Source organism: Pseudoalteromonas sp. Z9A4 (assembly GCF_011378845.1).
GTDB classification, from domain to species: Bacteria; Pseudomonadota; Gammaproteobacteria; order Enterobacterales; family Alteromonadaceae; genus Pseudoalteromonas; species Pseudoalteromonas arctica.
On sequence record NZ_WTLA01000005.1, the window covers coordinates 47,537 to 67,837 of the forward strand.

Consider the following 20,301-nt stretch of genomic DNA (forward strand, 5'->3'; position numbering starts at 1 on the left):
CAAGGAAACTTAAATATCGGCTAACTAGTTGTTTACAAGTCCTTATTAGCTGGTTAAATTAGAACCTTTGTAATATTTGGACATTTGTCGGTTTGTAAAGCGACAAATGTCGGATACAAAGTTTTTAGGTGTTTCTTCTAAATCGAGTCCGGAGTCTTAAATATGAACAAAGCACCAAAAGATGTAATGATCGAATTACATGATAAATTCGATCATAACTTTAATGAATGGAAAAACGTTGAAGACGTACGGCTCGAAAATACATTTATTTACCTTAAATGTGTAGCTGCGACAGGTGATATTTTAAGGAAAAATAGTTCATCTAAACATCATGAAATATGTTGTAAAATTTACGATGAAATTTTTTCTGATGGTGTATCTGCATTATACTTAGCTTCAAGTTCCATGGATAAACCTGCCAACATAGTACTACGGAGAATACTCGAATTAGGAGTTGCCGCACTTTATTTATGGGATATGCCACATATGGCTCATTCATGGAATAGCCATGATCAGGATCTTAGCTTCTCTGAGATGTTGAACCACATTAACTCTAAAGGTTATTTATCATACTTAAACAGTGAAAATTCTCAAGCCATAACAGGTGAGTTACTTCCTTGTAAAGAGCTTCAAAAAATATATGGAGACCTAAGCGATGTCGTACATGGGAAAATAACAACGTTTGAAAGTTCAATGCCCGGTAGGTTTAAGTTTATTGAGCAAGAATGGCTGACTTTCATAGATTTGATAGAAGTGATTCTTAAACAGTTAGTTAAAGCATTTATAATTAGATATGATATTACAAGTGAAATATTTACTTGTGTCCCAACGGCAAAAAAGGAGTTTGATTTATAATGGCAGCTAAAGACTTTGATTTACTTCATGCAGCAAGAACTGAAGATCTAGATGATTCCCAAATAACTAGCTTAGCTGTGCTTGGTAAGTTAGAAAAAGAAATTATAGGGAAGCTTAAGTATAGCGGTTCACACCTTTTACAAGGTGCTCGAGGTGTTGGTAAATCAATGCTTTTAAAAGAGACGGAGGCAGAACTGGATCGAGAGTTTAAAGATGAAAGGAGCCTTGCCGTTTATGTAAACTTTAAAACAAGTACTCTTCTTGAAGGTGTAAAAGCAGATAATAAAAGTGCTTTTCAAGTATGGGTTGGAGCCAAAATATTACAATCGTTATATGAAAAACTAATTACCAATGGTGTAATTAATGAAAATGACTCATCAGACCCATTTAAAAGAATATTCGGTGTTCAAACCATATATTCAATGAAAAGAACGCTGCAAGAAAAAATTCATTTATTACAAAAACTATCTAAAAATGAAAATAAAGAAAATATCATTGAAGAAATAGGTGATGACTTTTTAGATAAGGTTAATGATATTTCGTATGTATCAGGAATTATCAAAGAAATTATTGAAGAGTATTCATTAAATAAGGTCATTTTTCTCTTTGATGAAGCTGCTCATACTTTTATTCCAGAGCAACAAGAAATATTTTTTGAAATATTCAAGTTAATACATGGAGGTAAAATTGCGGTTAAAGCCGCTGTCTACCCTTCAATTACTTCGTATGGAAAGAATTTTGAAATTGGACATGATGCCATTTTAATACCTCTTGGTACAATTGAAACAGGAGGACCTGCCCGGAGTTACTCGAGAAAGCTATACCGCGAAATTATTACAAAAAGGACTCCTGAAACAGGGAGTCTTAGAAAACAAATTTTTGCAAAAGGAGAGGTGTTAGATCAATGCATACACTTATCCTCAGGGAACCCAAGAGCATTTTTACATTTGTTTAATCGTTTATGGGATAGAGGTTATTCAGAAAGAGCATTAATGTTGGCTACACAGGATTTCGTTGATCAAGAGCTTCTACCCTATCACATGGGTTTAACTAAACGACTCCCTAAATATTCTCATCACGTAAAATTGGGAATGGACGTATTACGTGGTTATATAATCCCTGAAATAAAGATAAGAAATAACCGTGATAAAAAAGTAAATTTTCAATCTGCTTTTTTTACTATTCAACGAGATATGTCCCCTAATCTAAAGTTGTCTTTAGACCTTCTCTGCTATTCTGGTATTTTATCAAAACAGGGAACTGTGAAGATATCCTCTAAAAAAACAGCACAGAGATATATGATTCACCTTGCACTGTTATTTACAGAAAAAGCTTTTGTATCGAATAAGTTTAGTGAAGTGATTGATATGATAAGTTTACAAGACTATAGAGAATTTAATGCTAATGATCCGATGTTCTTACCATATCTTGAACAGTTAAAATCAACTTCAGAAAAGTGTCAAGAATGCTCTGCTGAAATATCTGCAAATGCAAAATTTTGTCCTGAATGCGGGAGTAAAATACCTGAAAAATCGATAGTAGGATCATTACTTGATGATTCGGTTCGAAGCATTTCAATAACCAAAAAAATATCTGACCGGGTTGAGCCTGAGTTTCCTCTTGTTGGAGATGTCATTCATGCCACTAGAGAAGACTTAATGAAGATCGCATATATTAAAGATGTAAGATCTAAAATTATTAAGAATGCTGCTGATGAGTATATCTCGGGTTAACACCTAACAACATGCCCTGAGGTGGACAGCAAGCGCTAAAGCTCACTTTCCACCGCAAATTTTAATAGCGGAGCGATAAAACAGCGATAACAGTGACACCCATCCTATTTTTTGCAGTTTAGTGAACTAAGTACTAGGCTTTTATCAGTGTGAAAAATAAGCAGGGTGTCTTATGGCAATTGCAAGAAAGCACCAAGTAAGTTTGGTTGATACAAAGTACTACCATTGCATATCACGTTGCGTACGCCGTGCATTTTTATGTGGGGAAGACCACTTTACAGGTCAATCCTACGAGCATCGTAGAGGCTGGGTTGAAGATAAACTGCTTGAGTTAGCCAAAGTGTTTTGTATTGATGTATGTGCTTATGCTGTTATGAGTAATCACACCCATTTAGTGCTGTATGTTGATGATAAAAAAGCGAATAGGCTAAATGATAAAGCGATTGTTATTCGCTGGCACAAGCTGTGTAAAGGCACTGTACTTACGCAAAAATACATACAGGGTGAAAAGCTAAGTAAAGCTGAACTTATCTTTTTTAATCAAACAGTAAAACAATACCGCGAGCGCCTATCAAGTATTAGCTGGTTTATGCGGTTGTTAAATGAAAACATTGCTCGCAGAGCAAATAAAGAAGATAACTGCACTGGCCGTTTTTGGGAGGGACGATTTACGTCTCAAGCATTATTAGATGAAGCAGCCCTTGCGGCCTGTATGGCGTATGTCGATTTAAACCCCATTAGAGCCAAAATGGCTAACACCCCAGAAGAGTCAGACCATACCAGCATCAAACAGCGTTTAACGTATGCAAAGGATGGCAAGCAACCAAAACAACTACTGCGCTTTGCAGGCATGCCACGTCAAATTATGCCAAAAGGGCTGCCGTTTGAGCTTAAATCGTACCTTGCAAAAATTAACAGTGACACCCAACCTAAATTTTGCACTTTTTGAAGTTAGAGGCTAGCCTTTGTTTAGTGTAAAAAGTGAGCTGGGTGTCTTATGGCAATCGCAAGAAAGCGTCAAGTAAGTTTGGTTGATACAAAATACTACCACTGCATATCACGATGTGTTCGGCGTGCTTTCCTGTGCGGTGAAGACCGTTTTACAGGCCAATCTTTTGAGCATCGCAGAGGTTGGGTTGAAGATAGGCTGCTTGAGTTAGCCAAGGTATTTTGTATTGATGTATGTGCTTATGCCGTAATGAGTAACCATACCCACTTAGTGTTGTACGTTGATGATAAAAAAGCGAATAGGTTAAATGATAAAGCGATTGTTATTCGTTGGCATAAACTGTGTAAAGGCACATTGCTAACGCAAAAATATGTACAAGGTGAAAAGCTAAGTAAAGTTGAACTTATCTTTTTTAATCAAACAGTAAAGGAATATCGAGAGCGCCTATCAAGTATTAGCTGGTTTATGCGGTTGTTAAATGAAAACATTGCGCGCAGAGCAAATAAAGAAGATAACTGCACTGGCCGTTTTTGGGAAGGACGATTTACGTCTCAAGCATTATTAGATGAAGCAGCCCTTGCGGCCTGTATGGCGTATGTCGATTTAAACCCCATTAGAGCTAAAATGGCTAACACCCCAGAAGAGTCAGACCATACCAGCATCAAACAGCGTTTAACGTATGCAAAGGATGGCAAGCAACCAAAACAACTACTGCGCTTTGCAGGGATGCCTCGTCAAATTATGCCAAAAGGGCTGCCGTTTGAGCTTAAATCGTACCTTGAACTTGTTGAGCTAACAGGGCGCTGTATACGAGAAGACAAACGTGGTTATATTGAAAGTACACACTTACCCTTACTAGAAAGAGTTAATATCTCCCCAGAAAACTGGTTAAAGCTCACCACACAATTTACGCGTGTATTTCATGGTGCAGTCGGCAGGCCAGCCTCACAAGAAGGTTATTGTGAAAACTTAAACCGAAAGCGGCGAGCGAATATCAGTAACTGCGAAAAGCTACTGGCATAAAACTTAAACTACTCAGTAATAAATCACAACTGCATTATGCAGTCATTTTCATGCGTGTAATTTAGGTTTAACAGTGATAATTGCTTATTAAATGTGTAACGCGCGAGTAAAGATATAAAAAGAGGTGAACTCTTAGCTCAAAAAAGTAAATTTAGTGGCGCTAGATTAGTTTACAATTGGAGTGGCTGTCTAGTTTAATGCGTGATGATTGGTTAGGCCTATTACCTACCTACGGCGCTATTATTGCCGTAGCACTTGCCATCGCTTTTTTTGTTACCGTAAAGCTTAATAAAAAGGCTCAAAAATACAGTACTCAGTTATTTGTTATTGCTGGCATTGTGGCGTTTGGTATTGTGTTAATTGCCATTGAATCAATTATGAATATTCATATTATAGCGGGCGCAAGAGGCTGGGGTTTTTATGCTCAACTGCTTGCCGGCGCGATAGGTGGTTATGCGTTTTCACAATTAATAAAGGTAACTAACAACCAAAAAGCGTATTAGATGTGTGAATATAAGTACGGCTTATACGTTATTTAGTGATTAATAAATAAAGGCCGCTGTTTATTATAAACAGTGGCTTTTAAATATGATTTTTTAGAATTTAACTAGAAATTAAACTAATTAGTTTGTAGCTACTTAGCCCAAAAATTAGGATTAAAACGGGTAGGGTTACCAGGTTTAACACCAAAGAGTTAGTGTAGTTTCCCATAACCCCTTTTTGATTAACCAGCCATACAAGGTAGGTGCTAACAATAGGAAGTAATAACCCGTTAGCCGCTTGCGCGAATATAATCACCGCGACAGGGTCTAAACCGAGTGAGGCAACCGCAGCACCAAACAATAAAATAACAATAGCAACGCCTTTAAAGCGTGCGTTACTCATATCGTTTGACCAACCTAACATGCCACACACAGCATAAGCACCCGCAAGTGGCGCTGTAATAGCACTAGTTAAACCTGCTGCAAACAAGCCAATAGCAAAAAAGTAATGAGCGGCATCACCAAGTAATGGCTCTAGCTGTACGGCCATGTTAGCCGCACTAATTTGCCCCGCATCTGTGCCATAAAATGCAACCGATGCAGTAGATAAAATAGCGAGCGTGATCACACCGCCTAAAGTGATTGATAGGCCTGTATCAACATTTGTTTGTTTAATCACTTTTTGCATGTCGCTGTTACTGTCGTGTCTAGCAGCGAGTACGCCGGAGTGTAAAAATAGGTTATACGGCACAATGGTAGTGCCAACTAAAGCGAGTATGGTTGTAATAGAGCCTTCAGGCATACTAGGAATAAAACCAGCAAATACATCACCCAGTGAAGGCGCTGCCATTACAAGTGTTGAGATAAACACTAAGCTCATTAAAATAACGAGTAAAATTAGCGCGTTTTCAACCACTTTATGTTTGCCGCTATACAGTAAAGCTGCACTAAAAAAAGCAATAAGTGGTGTCCATAGTTGGGAGCTAACTTGAGGGAATATTTCAATTAATCCCATGCTAGCGCCACTTAAGTTACCCGCTTCATAAGCTGCACTGCCCACACCAATCGCGCTAATGACTAAAAATATAGCTAAAGATTTGAATAAGGGCGTTTGAATATGTGCTCTGAGCGCTTGAGCTAAATCTTGCCCGGTAGCAACGCCAAGGCGCGCCGCCATAGATTGTAATAATATAGTGGCAACTACTGAAAACAGTAATGTCCATATAAGTGCAAAACCAAAGTTTGCACCTGCCACGCTGGCGGTAGTAATGGTCCCTGGTCCAATGAAGGCAGCGGTGACGAGCAGTCCTGGTCCTAATCGCATAATTGGCCTTAATAGTGCTATTGCATGTTGCTATTTAAAGTTACATCTAACGTTTAAAACCGATATTTATACGCGATGCCGATTGTGTCATTGCTGCCACTTAAATTAAGTGCCTTGCAGCGACAATCGCCCCTTGGCAGGTTCTCTTTTAACAAGCATATGTTAAAAAAGGTCGCGTAGGATACCAATTTATATATAAATTTAAAGGGGATACAGTGCGTTTGGATAAAGTTTAAGCTAAAAGTGGGTATGAGTAAGTGTTACAAGCTAAGGTTCAAAGTTAAAATAACGCTTGCTGCACAAACAAGCAGAGTATTAAATGCAGTAAATTTTAAACGAATATATAAGCCAATCGAGTTAAATAGGTGATGCCGATGTTAATATCAGCATCAGTGTATTTACTTTATTAGCGATTTAATCGCTTCTAAGCCTTTTTTTAGGGTATCTGCATCGGTAGCATAGTTAATACGAATACACTCGTGCTTGTGCGCCCAGCTGTCGTCAATGCCGATAAAAAAGTTGTGACCTGGGATCACATACACGTCTTGCTCTTTAAGCTTTTGATACAATGCCTCGCTTGTCATTTTTGCATCTTTAAACCACAGCCACATAAAAAATGCGCCTTCAACTTTGTGCAAATAAACAGGCAGCTCGGCAAATACTTCATCAAACAATTCAATCGCTATGTGTGCTTTATTACGATAAAAAGGCAGTACAACATTACGGCACAGTGGCAGTAGTTCGTTGTCGTTAATTAAGCGTGTCACTAAGCTTGGGCCAATACTATTTGGCGATAAAACCATGCTGCCGTTTACGCGGCCAATTGCTTTAATAATCTCATTATTAGCAACCACAATACCGCTGCGTAAACCCGGTAGGCCCAGTTTTGAAAGTGACATACATAAAATAATATTTGAGTTCCACGTTAGGTTTGCATCGGTGTAAATACAACCTGGAAACGGATCGCCATATGCGTTATCAATAATGAGTGGAATACCATATTGCTTAGCGAGCAAATCAAGGTGCTTTACTTCATCGTCAGTAATTACATTACCTGTTGGGTTAGTAGGGCGTGATACGCACAGCGCGCTTATGCTGTTGTCGTTTGCTAGTGTTTTTTCAACTGCTTTAAAATCAATGACGTATTTAAACTGTTTTGATGTGCTGCCTGTATTTAAAATTTCGATATCAGGCTTTATGGCAACAAACATATCATCAGATAAACCTTGGTCGGCATAACCTATGTACTCTGGCGCAAGGGGAAATAAAATCTTTTTATGGCTGCCATCCGGCATTTCACCTGCCAACATATTAAACAATACAAAAAAGTTAGCTTGGCTGCCATTACCAAGTGCTACGTTATCGGCGCTAATATCCCATGCGAACTCTTTACTTAGCTGGCCAGCTAATGCAGCTCTAAACTCGTCGTTACCAGTCGGGCCGTCGTAAAGGCCAAATACCTGCGATACCTTGTTACTGGCAACGAGTTTTTGTAATTCACTTAAAAAAACCTCATTTACTTGTGGTACTAATGCGGGGTTACCGCCACCGAGCATAACAATATTAGGATTGTTGCTGTTTTTAGCACCACCTAAATCTTCCATTAACTGAGTAATGCCGTTGGGTTGTGTGAATTTAGTGCCGAAGTTTGAGTAGTTCATAATGCATAGCGTTTGTTAGTAATGGGGAGGGCAGTATAGCGTAAATAAAGGGCTTAAATCCGATGATGAGAATAATTCAATACTTAGCTTTGTAGTTGGCTATGACAATAAAATTTCTATAAAACAAAGGCTAAGTTAAGATTTTTTAACGCCGTATAAAAACTCTTCGCCGCAGTCCATATACAAATCAAATTTGGTCATAACTTTGGTGAACATGGGGGCGTGTAAAAACTCGTTTAACCATGCGCGTACATGCGTGTATTCACTTTGTAAGTACCAATGTTTATCTACACGGGCAAACTGTCTAATAAATGGTAGCAGGGCATAATCGGCTAGACTTTTTTCATCGCCCATTAAGTATTTATGCGTGGTTAGTTTTTCTTCAAATTGCTTAATAAATTCTTCGCAGGCTTTTTGGTAATAAATTTGTGCCATGTCTTTTGTGCGAGCATAAAACTTATACTTTTCAAGCACTGGTTTAAATTTCGTGTCGTTTAGCTTAATTAATTCAAGCATGCGCTCAAGTGCTAATGGGTCTTGAGTATGAAGTAAATTATGCGGATCGTTTTGCTTTAAAGCCCACAGCATAATATCTAGGCTTTCATCTATAACTTGATTATTCGGCAGTAATAAAACAGGCACCGTGCCTTTTGGCGATATTTGCAAAAGATGCGGTGGTTTGTTTTTAGTTTTAATAGCGCGTAGTAGCACGTGTTGCTCTGCCATTAAAATCCCCATTCGTGCACGCATTGCGTATGGGCAGTGTTGTAATGAATATAATAATGGCAGTGTCATTTTATTACTTACCTTAGCTATTTAAACCTTCAACATATTGCTGACGTGTTTTTACTTTTACCATGTGATTTAACTGATCAGCTGCTTGTGTTTGCCCGCTAATTAAATCTTGAAAATGCGCAAGTAACACGGCTTTATCGAGTTTTTCTTTATCGCCTGAGCCAATGTCGGTTAAATCAATCATGAACTCGTCAAACTTGTCGGCATAATCGGTCACAATATCCATATTTAAAAATTGTTCATGATTATAAATGCTCGGGTAGCCGCCTTTTTGTTTATCAATGGCAAAGCTAATGCCTTTAACATTGGTAACGGTTGTTTCCTTTTTACAGCTCAGCATACAGCTGGCATCAATACGTGGTTTTTTACAGCCAACGGTTTGCTGGAAAAAACACTGGCGGCTGGTCATCATTAGTATTGGATGATAAATGCTGTACATCATTTTAAAGTTGTTAGGGCGTTTAATACTGCGCATTTGCTGCTTGTTTATTTCGTTTGAAATAAACGCGCCTTTTGCGTTTAAATCTTCTTGTAGCGTTAATAACGCATAAGAGTTTGTAGTGTTTAATAATGGACCGGCAATCCAGTCAAGACCCATTTGCACGGCTTTAAATGCAACGCCTGTGTTGTTACTAATAATAAGCTTAGGTTTTACAACCTCGAGTAAACGTACCGCTTCTTCAAAATCTTTACCAATTAATACCGCCGGGAACCACGGAATTAACTGCGGGTGCTCTAAAAATACGTTGATGTATTTATCGTTATCGGTTCTAAAGCTCTCAGGTAATTTAAAGTAAACATCGCCATCTGTTAAATCACATAGGTGAACGTCTTTTATGTCCGATATTAAAATAGAGAGTGTTGTTTTGTTTTTATCTGCTTTTTCGTGGCTTACTAGTTTTGGTAATTCAACAGGGGCGAGTACGTCTTTGCCTTCGTTTAATAAAAACGCGACTTGCTTTTTAATACGGGCGAGCTCTTTAAACGGAATGCTTAAGTTGTTGCCTAAGTTTGAGTAATCCATATTTTTAATTTCAAAATTGGCATTACTAAAGCTTTTAAAGCGTTTATCAATAGCAGCAATATCAACAACCGATTTATCGGCGGTTTGCATAGGCATTTGCGATTGAACTTCAAAGCGTAGAGGCTCTTTTTCGTTTTTATTCGAAAGCGTAATATCGTTTTTATCTTCAATAATTATGTTTACAGTGAATGGCTGATTTAATTGCCCTGAAAATTCTAATGTAAGCTCGCGCTTTGAAATATCTAAAAATTCAATTTTCTTTTTAACTAACGAATCAATTTCACTTTTTTGAGTAGAAAGCTCTTGCTGTGCATCGTAAATTTGCACGACCGAAATTGCGTTGTTTTTTTCATTTGCGTGATCAAAGCTATGGTCGCGCGGGTTATCGGTAAACATGTTTTTGGTCATGTCGCCGGTTAAAAACTTATTAGTAAAGTTACGGTTAAATACTTTGTATAAGCTTGAATCGTCTTCAATTAGGTTACCGGTTTGCACAAACGTGTCTATTTGTTTGCGCCAGCTATCAATAACCGTATGTACGTAGTTAGCGCCTTTAATACGACCTTCTACCTTTAACGAATCAACACCTGCGGCTACTAGCTCTGGCAGGTCGAAATAAGCTGAGTTATCTTTTAAGTTTAACGGATGCTTGTTACCCATCGCAGTTGGCTCGTATTCATCACGACACGCTTGCGAGCAGCGACCACGATTACCCGAGTTACCCACACTTACTGAGCTTGAATAACATTGCCCTGAAAACGCAATACATAATGCGCCGTGCACAAATACTTCGGTTAATACGTCGCATTTATGCGCTACGTCGGTCAGTATTTTAATTTCAGTTAAGTTAAGCTCGCGCGATAAATTTACACGTGTAGCGCCAATGCGCGCTAAAAACTCAACCTGTGATTCGTTATGCGTGGTTAACTGAGTTGATGCGTGAATATGCAACGTAGGAAAGTGCTTTTTAACTATATTGAACAACCCTAAATCTTGCACAATAATGCCATCGAGCGTGGTATTTACTAGCTGATTTAATAGCTTAAATAGCGCACCCATTTCGTGCTCTAATATAACTACATTTAGCGTTAAAAATATCTCACAGCCGTATTCATGGGCTAGGCGAAGTGCGCCGTTAAGCTCATCAAACGAAAGATTAGACGCTCGGTTACGTGCATTAAAGGTATCTAACCCACAATAAACCGCATTAGCACCGGCTACAATGGCGGCTTTTACCGCGTTTACATCACCGCCTGGGGCTAATAGTTCAATCTTTCTACTCATGACAACTTCACTTCGCTCATATTTAATTGCCGCGAATTTTATCTGGTTAAGCACGTTAATGCTATTTATTGAGGGATATAATAAAGACTAAAATAAAAGAGTGTATAAAATTACAATTAAGCTGGCTGATTTATTACGTAAACATGTAATAAAATGATAGTTTATAAGCAAGCAACATTTTCAACTTTACTTAGGCGATACCCATCAGCAATCAAGATCTTAAACAGTTAGATACAGATTTAAACCGTGAAGAGTCTGTAATTATTAACACCCAACTAAAAATAGCCACATTTAACCTGTTTAACTATCTTGAGCCGCCCAATGCATACTATGAGTTTGAGAAGATTTATACCGCGCAACAGTGGGCTAAAAAGCAGCGTTGGATTGTTGATTACTTAACAGAGCACGAGCCTGATGTGATTGGTTTTCAGGAAGTGTTTAGTATTGACTCGTTAAAAGAGCTAGTTGCTGAGCAAGGCTATAACTACTTTGCAGTGGTAGATACACCAGAAGTGATTGACGATTTTATTTATAAGCGCCCCGTGGTAGCGATTGCCTCTAAATATCCCATAGTTGAGGTAGCAGCGGTTGAACACGATAGTGAGCTTGCAAGTACGCTTGGCCTTAATAGTGAGTTTACTTTTAGTCGTAAGGTATTGAGAGTGACCGTTACTTTACCGCACATAGGCAATACTGATTGTTATGTGGTGCATTTTAAATCTAAGCGCCCAATGATTAATGTTGATGAACACAACAAAGAGCTAGCGCCCGAGCAAAACATAATTGAGATTTTAAAAGCGAATGTAGCGGGTGGGTGGGGCTCAACTATTCAGCGTGGCAGTGAAGCTACATTGCTAATGATACAAATGATTACTCGCCGCGAAGCTACGCAACAACCCATGCTATTAATGGGGGACTTTAATAATGAACTTGCGGATGGCGTATTAAGCCATTTACTGACGAGTACGCTGCGCTTTGCACCTGCGTTTGACGCTAAAACCTACCTCGCTAAATATTGTCTAAATGATTCATGGGATTTGTTTGTTAAGTCGCAGCTAAGTAATGATGAGGTTTTTAGCGATGAAGCAATAACAAACGATGTACAAAGTGATTGTGATAGCAGTAACAGCGAGATTGTTGATTCAGCGGATAAAAGCCAAGTAAAAAATATAAACATAACAAAGCCAGCACCGTTAAGGCCGCCAACACATTATTATGGCGCGAGCAGCTCAGTGCTTGATTATATTTTATTGTCGTGTGAGTTTGACGCTAGTTACGATGACAGCTTTTTTGAAGTCAGTGGTTATAACACTTACGACAGGCACTTAATAAACCCTGAGTACGAGCGTGATGATTTAACTACCGACCACGGTGTTGTATTGGTTACCCTTAAACTGAGAAGCTAGGTTTCTCATTTAGTAAGTTACAGCGTACGATTAAGCTAAAAAAGAATTAAGCTGCATTATGCATAATTATGCTAAAATCATAAATTAACAATTACCCATATTGCAGCGAAACTTGACCTGCAGTCTTTATGTGTATATTTTATCGCCAGAATTTTTGCATTAAATTAATAACAAATCACTAAAATGGTAAATATGGAATTTTACACTTACTCGTATCACACGCGAAAGATGGACTTAACTTCGCAAGTACACACTTTCTTCGTAAATCGAATTTATAATTCTAAATTGTTAGTGAAAGCTTTGCTTTTTGCTTTGTTTATTAGTTTAAGTAGCGCTTACGCGCAAGAAACCACCTCATACAGTTTAATCAATGAATCTAATGCAGGGCTGCTAAAAAGAGCCGAATTACTTATGGATACTGACGTTATAACAAGTATCGAACTAAGTAAGGCGTTGTTGTTACAAGCGCAAAGTGCTGATGACACGTTACTCAGCGCAAAATTACATAACTTATTAGGTAAAGCGAATAAAAAAAATAACAATATTAATGAATCGCTTCATCACTTTTCACAATCCTCGGCTTATTACAGTAAATTAAATGATTCACGCAACCAAATAAAGGCGTCTATTAATTATATAAAAATATTATTAGATGAAAAACGTTATGACGAACTTGCTAACCGCATTGAAACTTTATTACCAACAACGCTTGTGTATGGCGATAAGTTTTTTATAGCACAAGTACTCCTAACAAAGGGGGATTCGTTTTATGAACAAAGAAAATACAATGACGCGATCACGCAATATTCATCTGCTTTAAAATACCTTGTAAATAAAGACGTACAAATACAAAAACAGTTAGGTGAAACGTATAAAAAATTAGCTCAGTCGTATAAGCGCCTTGAAAATAGAGAGCAAACGGCTCATTTTTATACCAAAGCTTTAGAGATATATACTAATTTAGATGATTTAAAGTTGATGGCGCGTACATTAAATACACTAGCAGAAGCGCAGCGCTATTTAGACAACTTAGTTTTAGCCCTTGATTACAGCACTCGTGCATTAGAAATACATAAAGAAATTGACGATCCTGTTGGCTTGGCTAAAGCATTATTAGGTGCTGGTATTATTTATCGACATATCAACCTTTATGAAAAATCACTTAAGCATATAAATGAGGCATATTTATATTATAAAAAAGTAAATAACGTGCTTGGGATTGCTAAAACATCCAATCAAATGGGGCTGCTATACACACGATTAAAGCAGTTTGATCAGGCCGAGATTTTCTATCAAATAACCATTGATTTACCAAAAGGTGTGGTCGAGGAAAAAACGCTCGCGTCGGCCTTAAGAGAAATGGCTGTTATTAACTATGAGTCTGGCGACTTAGAATCAGCGATGAAATTTGCTCAGAAAGCTTACGTAACTTATCAAACCAAAAATCTTACATCCTACATTTCTATAACGGCGCGTATTATTGCTAATATTTATCGTGCCCAAGGGAATAAAAACAAGGCTATAGAGTATTACAAAGAGTCGTTGTCGTTCGCCAGAAAAACGGGCAGTAAGCTTTATGAGATAAAGTCGCTAACAGCGCTCGCGGGGATTTTAATTGGTATTGATACAAATGAGGCGATTTCTTTACTAAAAAGGTCACTCGCTTTATCAACCGAAATAGATGATAAGTTACATATGCTATACGCTTATCGTGAAATTCGAATAGCAGAAAAACAGCGTGGACGAATAAATGAATTACTACGTTACGCGGAAGAAGAAATAGCCCTGACCGGAATCATTCAATACGAAAGAGACGAAAGTAAGCTTGCTCTTGAAAAAGCACATTTGCATTCTCACAAAATGGAAATAGAGCTGGAGACGTTAAGAGAAAAAGAAAAACTCCATCAACTTGAGCTTGAAAAGAAAAACAATGAAATTGAAATATCAGGCCAAGCTAGGGTTATATCAGAGCTAGAGCTTGCAAAAAACAAATACGCGAGTATTGCGCTCGCATTTTTATTAGCCGCTTGTTTAGCTATTGTTTTATTGGTTTATCGAAGCTTTATTGCCTCTAAAAAACGTAATGAAGAGTTAGACTATTTGGCCGCGAGAGACCCTTTAACCAATTGTTATAACCGCCGCATTTTATTTGAGATTATGAATCGCGACTTTTTGGATTTACCTCAGATTGAAGAATATTGTATTTTAATGGTCGATATTGACCATTTTAAAAGTGTTAACGATACTTATGGGCACAGCATTGGCGACACCGTACTTTGTGGCGTTGCCAGTCTTTTACAAGCCAATATACGTACGAGCGATAGCGTTGCCCGTTTTGGTGGCGAGGAATTTTGTATTATTTTACCCAACACGACTCAAGAGCAAGCAATACGTATTGCTGAAGCTATTCGTATTAAAGTAGAAAAAGCGATATTTGATGATATTCCTGTTACGTGTAGTTTTGGGGTTACGTCTATTAAATTTAAAGCCAGAACACCTTCTGAGTTAATTGAACAGGCCGATTTAGCACTTTATGAGGCTAAGTCTTTGGGTCGTAATCAAGTTGTGTTGTGGGATTGTGCGTTTGAAGAGTTTAAGCTTTTTAGATCGGAGTAAATCCAGCAGTATACAGCTCAGTTTTGATGTTATTTTTAAAATCATAACAAGTAAATTTTATACAACGCCGTGAGTTACTTACATATGTAATTAGGCTTATTAAATTAACCCTTTAAATATCAGTGTATTAACTTAGGCCTTAAAATTGCACTCTAAACTAAGTTAAAAAACAAAATAAAGGATTTAGTAATGACTGAAGTTGCACTTTCGGCCTATTTGGCATTTTACCTCTATTTAATTATGTTGCTTGTACAGTGGGCTGTGGCTACGTTTAGCAAAGCTAAAGAGCCAAATGCTGTACCAGGTAAAATTGACGAGGATTTATCGCACGATAGCTTTATATTTAGAGCGCATCGTACGTTTCATAATACGCTTGAAAACAGCGCATTATTTATAGGTACGGTGTTATTTGCGTTTGTAATTAATTATCAAAGCCCGATTTTTGCTATGTGTATTTGGGTGTACTTAATTGCGCGCTTAATTCACATGGCGCTGTACTACGCTATAGCAACGGAGAACAACCCAAGTCCACGTAGTTACTTCTTTTTAATTGGTGTGCTTGCTAATGTGGTTATGCTGATAATGATAGGGTTAAGACTAATCTCTTAATTTATAAAAAAGTTATAAGCTCTATTTATAACTTTAAACAAAAAAGCGAAGAGCCTTTAAGGCATCTTCGCTTTTTTGTTTAGGTAGCAGCAGAATATAAACCACGTCTACAGTAAGGTAATATTAATGGCTAATCGACGCCTATAAACCCACCTGTTTGGTGTGTCCACAGGGCTGCGTAAATCCCGCCCTTAGCGATTAGTTCTTCATGAGTGCCTTGCTCAACTACGCCGCCGTCATCAAGTACAATTAATCTGTCCATTTGTGCAATGGTTGAGAGCCTATGCGCTATGGCGATTACTGTTTTGCCTGTCATTAAGTCATCAAGACTTGCCTGAATTGCCGCTTCTACTTCTGAGTCGAGTGCACTGGTGGCTTCGTCGAGTATAAGTATGGGTGCATTTTTAAGTAGCACACGTGCAATAGCAATACGTTGGCGTTGACCGCCTGAAAGAGTAACACCGCGTTCGCCCACTTGTGCATCAAAGCCTTTGTTACCTTTGCTATCTACCAAGTCGTTTATAAACTCAAGTGCCTTAGCTTGTTTGGTCGCGTTGATCATTTCGTCTTGTGTTGCATCAGGGCGACCATACAAAATGTTGTCTTTTACTGAGCGATGAAGCAGGGAAGTGTCTTGCGTAACCATCGCTATGTAGCGGCGTAGACTTTCTTGGCTTACGTCTGTGATGTTTTGCCCATCAATTTTTATTGTTCCTGAGTCAGTATCGTAAAAACGCAGTAACAAGTTAACAAGTGTTGATTTACCTGCACCAGAGCGACCGACTAAGCCAATTTTTTCGCCAGGTTTAATGTTTAAGTTTAAACCATTCATTACTGGGCTGCGATTAGTCTCGTTTGCAGCTTTGCCGTAGTTAAAATGTACGTTGTTAAACTCAATAGCACCTCGGCTTACGTTAAGTGTATCGGCATTTGGTTTATCGGCAACTTCAATAGGGTTAGACAGTGTTTTCATACCATCGGCTACGGTGCCAATGTTTTCGAACAAGCTGCTTATTTCCCACATGATCCATTGCGCCATACCGTTTAATCTAAGCGCTAAACTAACAGCAACTGCAATGGCACCTGCGCTAATTGCACTAAGCGACCATAAATAAAGTGATACTGCGGTAACCGAAAATACTAATAAATAATTTAAGCTTTGAATAACAAAGTTTAGGCTGGTTACCAAGCGCATTTGTTTGTACACAGGCTGCAAAAATACATCCATGCTTTGTTTTGCGTATTGCTCTTCACGCTGGGTATACGAAAACAATTTAATAGTAGAAATATTTGTGTAGCTATCAACAATTCGACCGGTCATTTCTGAGCGCGCATCAGCTTGTGAGCTGGCAATTTTTTTAAGGCGAGGTACAAAATAAAGCTGTACGCAAATGTATAAAACCAACCAAACTAATAAAGGGATCATTAAGCGCCAATCAGCTTCGGCAACTAAAAATACCATTGAGCCAAAATAAACCACTATGTACATTAATACATCGAGTAGTTTGGTCACTGTTTCGCGAACGGCTAAAGAGGTTTGTAATACTTTGGTGGCTATTCTTCCTGCAAACTCATTTTGATAAAAGCTCACACTTTGGCGCAGTAAATAACGATGCGCTAACCAGCGAATCGACATAGGGTAATTGCCCAGTAATGCTTGGTGCAAAATAGCAGAATGAAAAAATACGACTACGGGCAATACCAGTAAGAGCATGACAGCCATTTTGATAAGTTCTGATTTTTGCTCTACAAACAAGGTTTCGGGTGTGTAGGCCGTTAACCAATCAACAAGCTGCCCCATATAGCTAAATAAAGAAACCTCTAAAATAGCGAGCATGGCGGCGCTGATTGACATTAGCACCAACGACAATTCCATTCCTTTGGTGTAGTGACGACAAAAAGCAAATAAAGTCGAAGGCGGCTGAGTAGGTTGATCCTCAGGAAATGCTTTTGTCATTTTTTCAAATAATCGATACATTTTAAAAACTTAAATGGCAAATAATGGTGGCTATTATACCATTTAAGTATTTTTAAATGCAGGTTTGTAAGGTATTAATTGTGAATATGCTAGAGCGTTATTAATATAAACTTATGTATAAAAGAACACCTAAAAACACTTCACTTACTTTATAGCATTGGGTTATTTAGGTTTGTACCTTTGCTCATGTATAAATCGTCATATCTGAGACCACCATTTCCGTAAGGCTTTTTAATTGGGCCTGTATTACAGTTTGCTAAAAAATATATAAGAGGTTGTTCGCGCTTCATTCTAAATTGTGCATTTTTATACACCAGTGTTTGCTTGCTAAATTCACCACCTTTTACGTAAACATCATATTGCTGACCTTGCTCTGAGGCTGCTGCGTTATTAACAACGTACCATACGTCGTACCAGGTATTTGTTTGCAGTGGCTTGGCCGATTGTTTGGTAGTGTAGTTTTGAATGTTGCTATACCCGCTGTCGGTTTTAACCATTAAAGCGCCATCGTTTACAAACCCGTTTGATTCTGTTTTATCGGTTACGCGAAGTGTAGGCTCAAACGCATCGTACGCATGTTTATTAATTAGCTCTGGCGTAAGGTTGCTTAATCCAAAAGCATGGTTATTAGGAAAGGCAGCTACGTTTATACGCATATAAAATGTGTAGGTTTGACCAACTTCAACCGCTTGTGGAAGTTTTGTATAAGAAAGCGCTTTACGATTTCCTACAATGCCCTCAGCTGCAGGTTTTTTTAGTAAATAATGATTTGTTGATGAGTTTGCTTGTTCTGGTTGTATAACTGTTATTTGTGGGTTTTTAACCTGTGGTTTAGTTTCATTTTGGGTATCGACACTTTGCCACTTGCTAAGTGAATTTTCAAAGTTATCAATAAGTAGCCAATCGCTCGATGTACTTTTTTGAATGGTTGAACATGCTGATAGCGTGCTAAACAAACATAGAATTAAAATGTGTTTGGAAGACATAATTGGCTCTCGTAATATTATTGATATTTGGTTAACCAATTTAAATTTTGGCTATAGTTTTTATTGAGAGTTATGTAACCAATTTAATGTTTTTATGTCAACCATTAAAGCAATAGGTAATGGCGTGGGAACTGCGAAGATACAAAAATTATTATTCCATTCAAAAAATTAACCAGTAAACTTATCCATTAAATCAACTCAGCAAATTTCAGCTGAGTTTAAAATAATTTAATAGTTAGGATGTTATATGTATACGGGTTCGTGTTTGTGCGGTGAGGTAAGGGTTGAAGTGTCGGGTAGTATAACCAGCATTATTCATTGTCATTGTTCACTGTGCAGAAAAAACAGCGGGACTGCATTTGCAACCAATGGCTTTGTAAATACAGATGACTTCACAATAACCAAAGGAAAAGCATTACTTAGTGAATTTAGTTTTAAACCAGGGCGCACTCGTTACTTTTGTAAGTGGTGTGGCTCGCCGGTTTACAGTAGCAATAATGATGACAAAAGCAGAATACGAATTCGTTTAGGAATATTTGATAGCGATATTACTGAGCAGGTTTTATCGCATAATTTTGTTACGTCTAAAGCTAACTGGGAGAAGTTAGAAACAAGTTTACCGTGCTATGAAAAACATGAACCTGGTCGGTAACGCGTTTTATTCAATGTGGTAAATGCTGTTAATACTTTTATAAAGGTTTGGTGCAAAATTTATAAACACCGGTGAGTTTTGTATTTCATCAACGTTTATGTGCATTAATGTTTGCTGGCTTAGTATGATTACTATATTTTTGTATTCGTTAAACTCTATTATCGCTAAGCACTTAAAATGTTGCCTTAAAAGTACTAAAAGCATTTGCAGCTCTTGGCCAGTTTGTGGGTTTAAATTAATGATTACTTGCGTATTTTGCTCACTGCAGCTATTTATATTTTGCCAAAAGCTATCGCTGGTTAAAAAAGGCTGGTGATATTCACCACTAAAAATATCGATAGTGATTACGTTAAAGTGATCAGTGCATTGGGTAATATATTGTTCGGCGCATTGTAAATAGGTGCTGTGCTTAATTGGTAACTTAAAGTGCTGGGCAGCAATTAAGGCAATGCTTGGGTTTATTTCTACCGTGTTAAATGTATTGATGGTGTTTATGTAAGGCGTATTACTTTGTAAGTGATACATAATTCGCTCAAACCCTGCAGTGCCCAAGCCTAAATTTAATATATTTAGTGTATCTACCGGTTTAAGTAAAAATAACATCATACACTGGTTTACAGGTACTATTACTTGCTCAGGGTGTATAAGGTTCATAACGCCCTGAATTGTAATGTCTTCATTGGTTTTTTGTGCAAGCGTTAACCACCGGTATTCTTTATTTTGATACACGCATACGGGGCCGTATGCGCTTTGCTGCGACTCAATAAGGTTACTTTTAACTGTATCTTCTTTTAGCTGACGCATAACTTAAACTATTAATATATAAACAATGACAGTGTGCCACGAAAAACATATTTTTTAATAGATTATTGTGTAACAAGGTTTGTAATTTAACCTCAAAATATAATATTGTATTAGCAATTA

14 protein-coding genes and 2 pseudogenes are annotated in these 20,301 nt (G+C 37.8%); 9 read left to right on the plus strand and 7 right to left on the minus strand.

Translation table 11 applies throughout. The features are described from left to right. Positions 1-162 precede the first annotated feature (162 nt). The 5 genes and pseudogenes from GQR54_RS05765 to GQR54_RS05785 form a co-directional block, all read left to right on the plus strand. Positions 163-855: a hypothetical protein gene (locus GQR54_RS05765; protein ID WP_166376818.1), complete on the plus strand. Its 693-nt coding sequence runs from the start codon at positions 163-165 to the stop codon at positions 853-855. Then, complete coding sequence (locus GQR54_RS05770; RefSeq protein ID WP_166376819.1) at positions 855-2,588, plus strand: zinc-ribbon domain-containing protein; 1,734 nt, start codon at positions 855-857, stop codon at positions 2,586-2,588. The genes GQR54_RS05765 and GQR54_RS05770 overlap by 1 nt, the downstream gene beginning before the upstream one ends. A 172-nt stretch (positions 2,589-2,760) precedes the next feature. After that, a pseudogene (locus GQR54_RS05775) lies at positions 2,761-3,492 on the plus strand (transposase); the annotation flags it as partial. A gap of 93 nt (positions 3,493-3,585) precedes the next feature. Then, the gene (locus tag GQR54_RS05780; protein ID WP_166376820.1) at positions 3,586-4,560 is read left to right on the plus strand and encodes a transposase; all 975 of its coding nucleotides are present in this window, start codon (positions 3,586-3,588) and stop codon (positions 4,558-4,560) included. Between the two features lie 191 nt (positions 4,561-4,751). After that, positions 4,752-5,063 (plus strand): annotated as a pseudogene (locus GQR54_RS05785) (hypothetical protein); the annotation flags it as partial. A gap of 100 nt (positions 5,064-5,163) precedes the next feature. Here GQR54_RS05785 and GQR54_RS05790 read toward each other — a convergent pair. The 4 genes from GQR54_RS05790 to GQR54_RS05805 all read right to left on the minus strand — a co-directional run bounded on the left by GQR54_RS05790 (position 5,164) and on the right by GQR54_RS05805 (position 11,130). Then, the gene (locus GQR54_RS05790) at positions 5,164-6,366 is read right to left on the minus strand and encodes an Nramp family divalent metal transporter (RefSeq protein WP_165741191.1); all 1,203 of its coding nucleotides are present in this window, start codon (positions 6,364-6,366) and stop codon (positions 5,164-5,166) included. 398 nt (positions 6,367-6,764) lie between these two features. Next, complete coding sequence (locus GQR54_RS05795) at positions 6,765-8,027, minus strand: valine--pyruvate transaminase (RefSeq protein ID WP_165741190.1); 1,263 nt, start codon at positions 8,025-8,027, stop codon at positions 6,765-6,767. Positions 8,028-8,162: 135 nt separating this feature from the next. After that, complete coding sequence (locus GQR54_RS05800; RefSeq protein WP_165741189.1) at positions 8,163-8,822, minus strand: glutathione S-transferase; 660 nt, start codon at positions 8,820-8,822, stop codon at positions 8,163-8,165. A gap of 13 nt (positions 8,823-8,835) precedes the next feature. Beyond that, positions 8,836-11,130 carry a peptidase U32 family protein gene (locus tag GQR54_RS05805; protein WP_166376821.1) on the minus strand — a complete coding sequence of 765 codons (2,295 nt, stop codon included), beginning with the start codon at positions 11,128-11,130 and terminating at the stop codon, positions 8,836-8,838. 296 nt (positions 11,131-11,426) lie between these two features. Here GQR54_RS05805 and GQR54_RS05810 point away from each other — a divergent pair, with 296 nt between their 5' ends. The 3 genes from GQR54_RS05810 to GQR54_RS05820 all read left to right on the plus strand — a co-directional run bounded on the left by GQR54_RS05810 (position 11,427) and on the right by GQR54_RS05820 (position 15,761). Next, positions 11,427-12,536: an endonuclease/exonuclease/phosphatase family protein gene (locus GQR54_RS05810; RefSeq protein ID WP_166376880.1), complete on the plus strand. Its 1,110-nt coding sequence runs from the start codon at positions 11,427-11,429 to the stop codon at positions 12,534-12,536. Positions 12,537-12,764: 228 nt separating this feature from the next. Beyond that, a complete protein-coding gene (locus GQR54_RS05815; protein WP_166376822.1) occupies positions 12,765-15,152 on the plus strand; it encodes a GGDEF domain-containing protein in 2,388 nt (795 codons plus the stop codon). 189 nt (positions 15,153-15,341) lie between these two features. Beyond that, positions 15,342-15,761 (plus strand): MAPEG family protein, encoded by a 420-nt coding sequence (locus GQR54_RS05820; RefSeq protein WP_166376823.1) that lies wholly within the window; start codon positions 15,342-15,344, stop codon positions 15,759-15,761. Positions 15,762-15,891: 130 nt separating this feature from the next. Here the strand turns inward: GQR54_RS05820 and GQR54_RS05825 are convergent, their stop codons facing one another. Continuing rightward, on the minus strand, positions 15,892-17,739 hold the full coding sequence (locus GQR54_RS05825) for an ABC transporter ATP-binding protein (protein ID WP_166376824.1): 1,848 nt from the start codon (positions 17,737-17,739) through the stop codon (positions 15,892-15,894). Between the two features lie 149 nt (positions 17,740-17,888). Then, positions 17,889-18,725 carry a hypothetical protein gene (locus tag GQR54_RS05830; protein ID WP_165727855.1) on the minus strand — a complete coding sequence of 279 codons (837 nt, stop codon included), beginning with the start codon at positions 18,723-18,725 and terminating at the stop codon, positions 17,889-17,891. A gap of 247 nt (positions 18,726-18,972) precedes the next feature. Here GQR54_RS05830 and GQR54_RS05835 point away from each other — a divergent pair, with 247 nt between their 5' ends. Next, on the plus strand, positions 18,973-19,377 hold the full coding sequence (locus tag GQR54_RS05835; protein ID WP_165727856.1) for a GFA family protein: 405 nt from the start codon (positions 18,973-18,975) through the stop codon (positions 19,375-19,377). A gap of 6 nt (positions 19,378-19,383) precedes the next feature. Here the strand turns inward: GQR54_RS05835 and GQR54_RS05840 are convergent, their stop codons facing one another. Beyond that, positions 19,384-20,181, minus strand: a complete 798-nt coding sequence (locus tag GQR54_RS05840; protein ID WP_166376825.1) for a hypothetical protein — start codon at positions 20,179-20,181, stop codon at positions 19,384-19,386. Between the last annotated feature and the right edge of the window lie 120 nt (positions 20,182-20,301).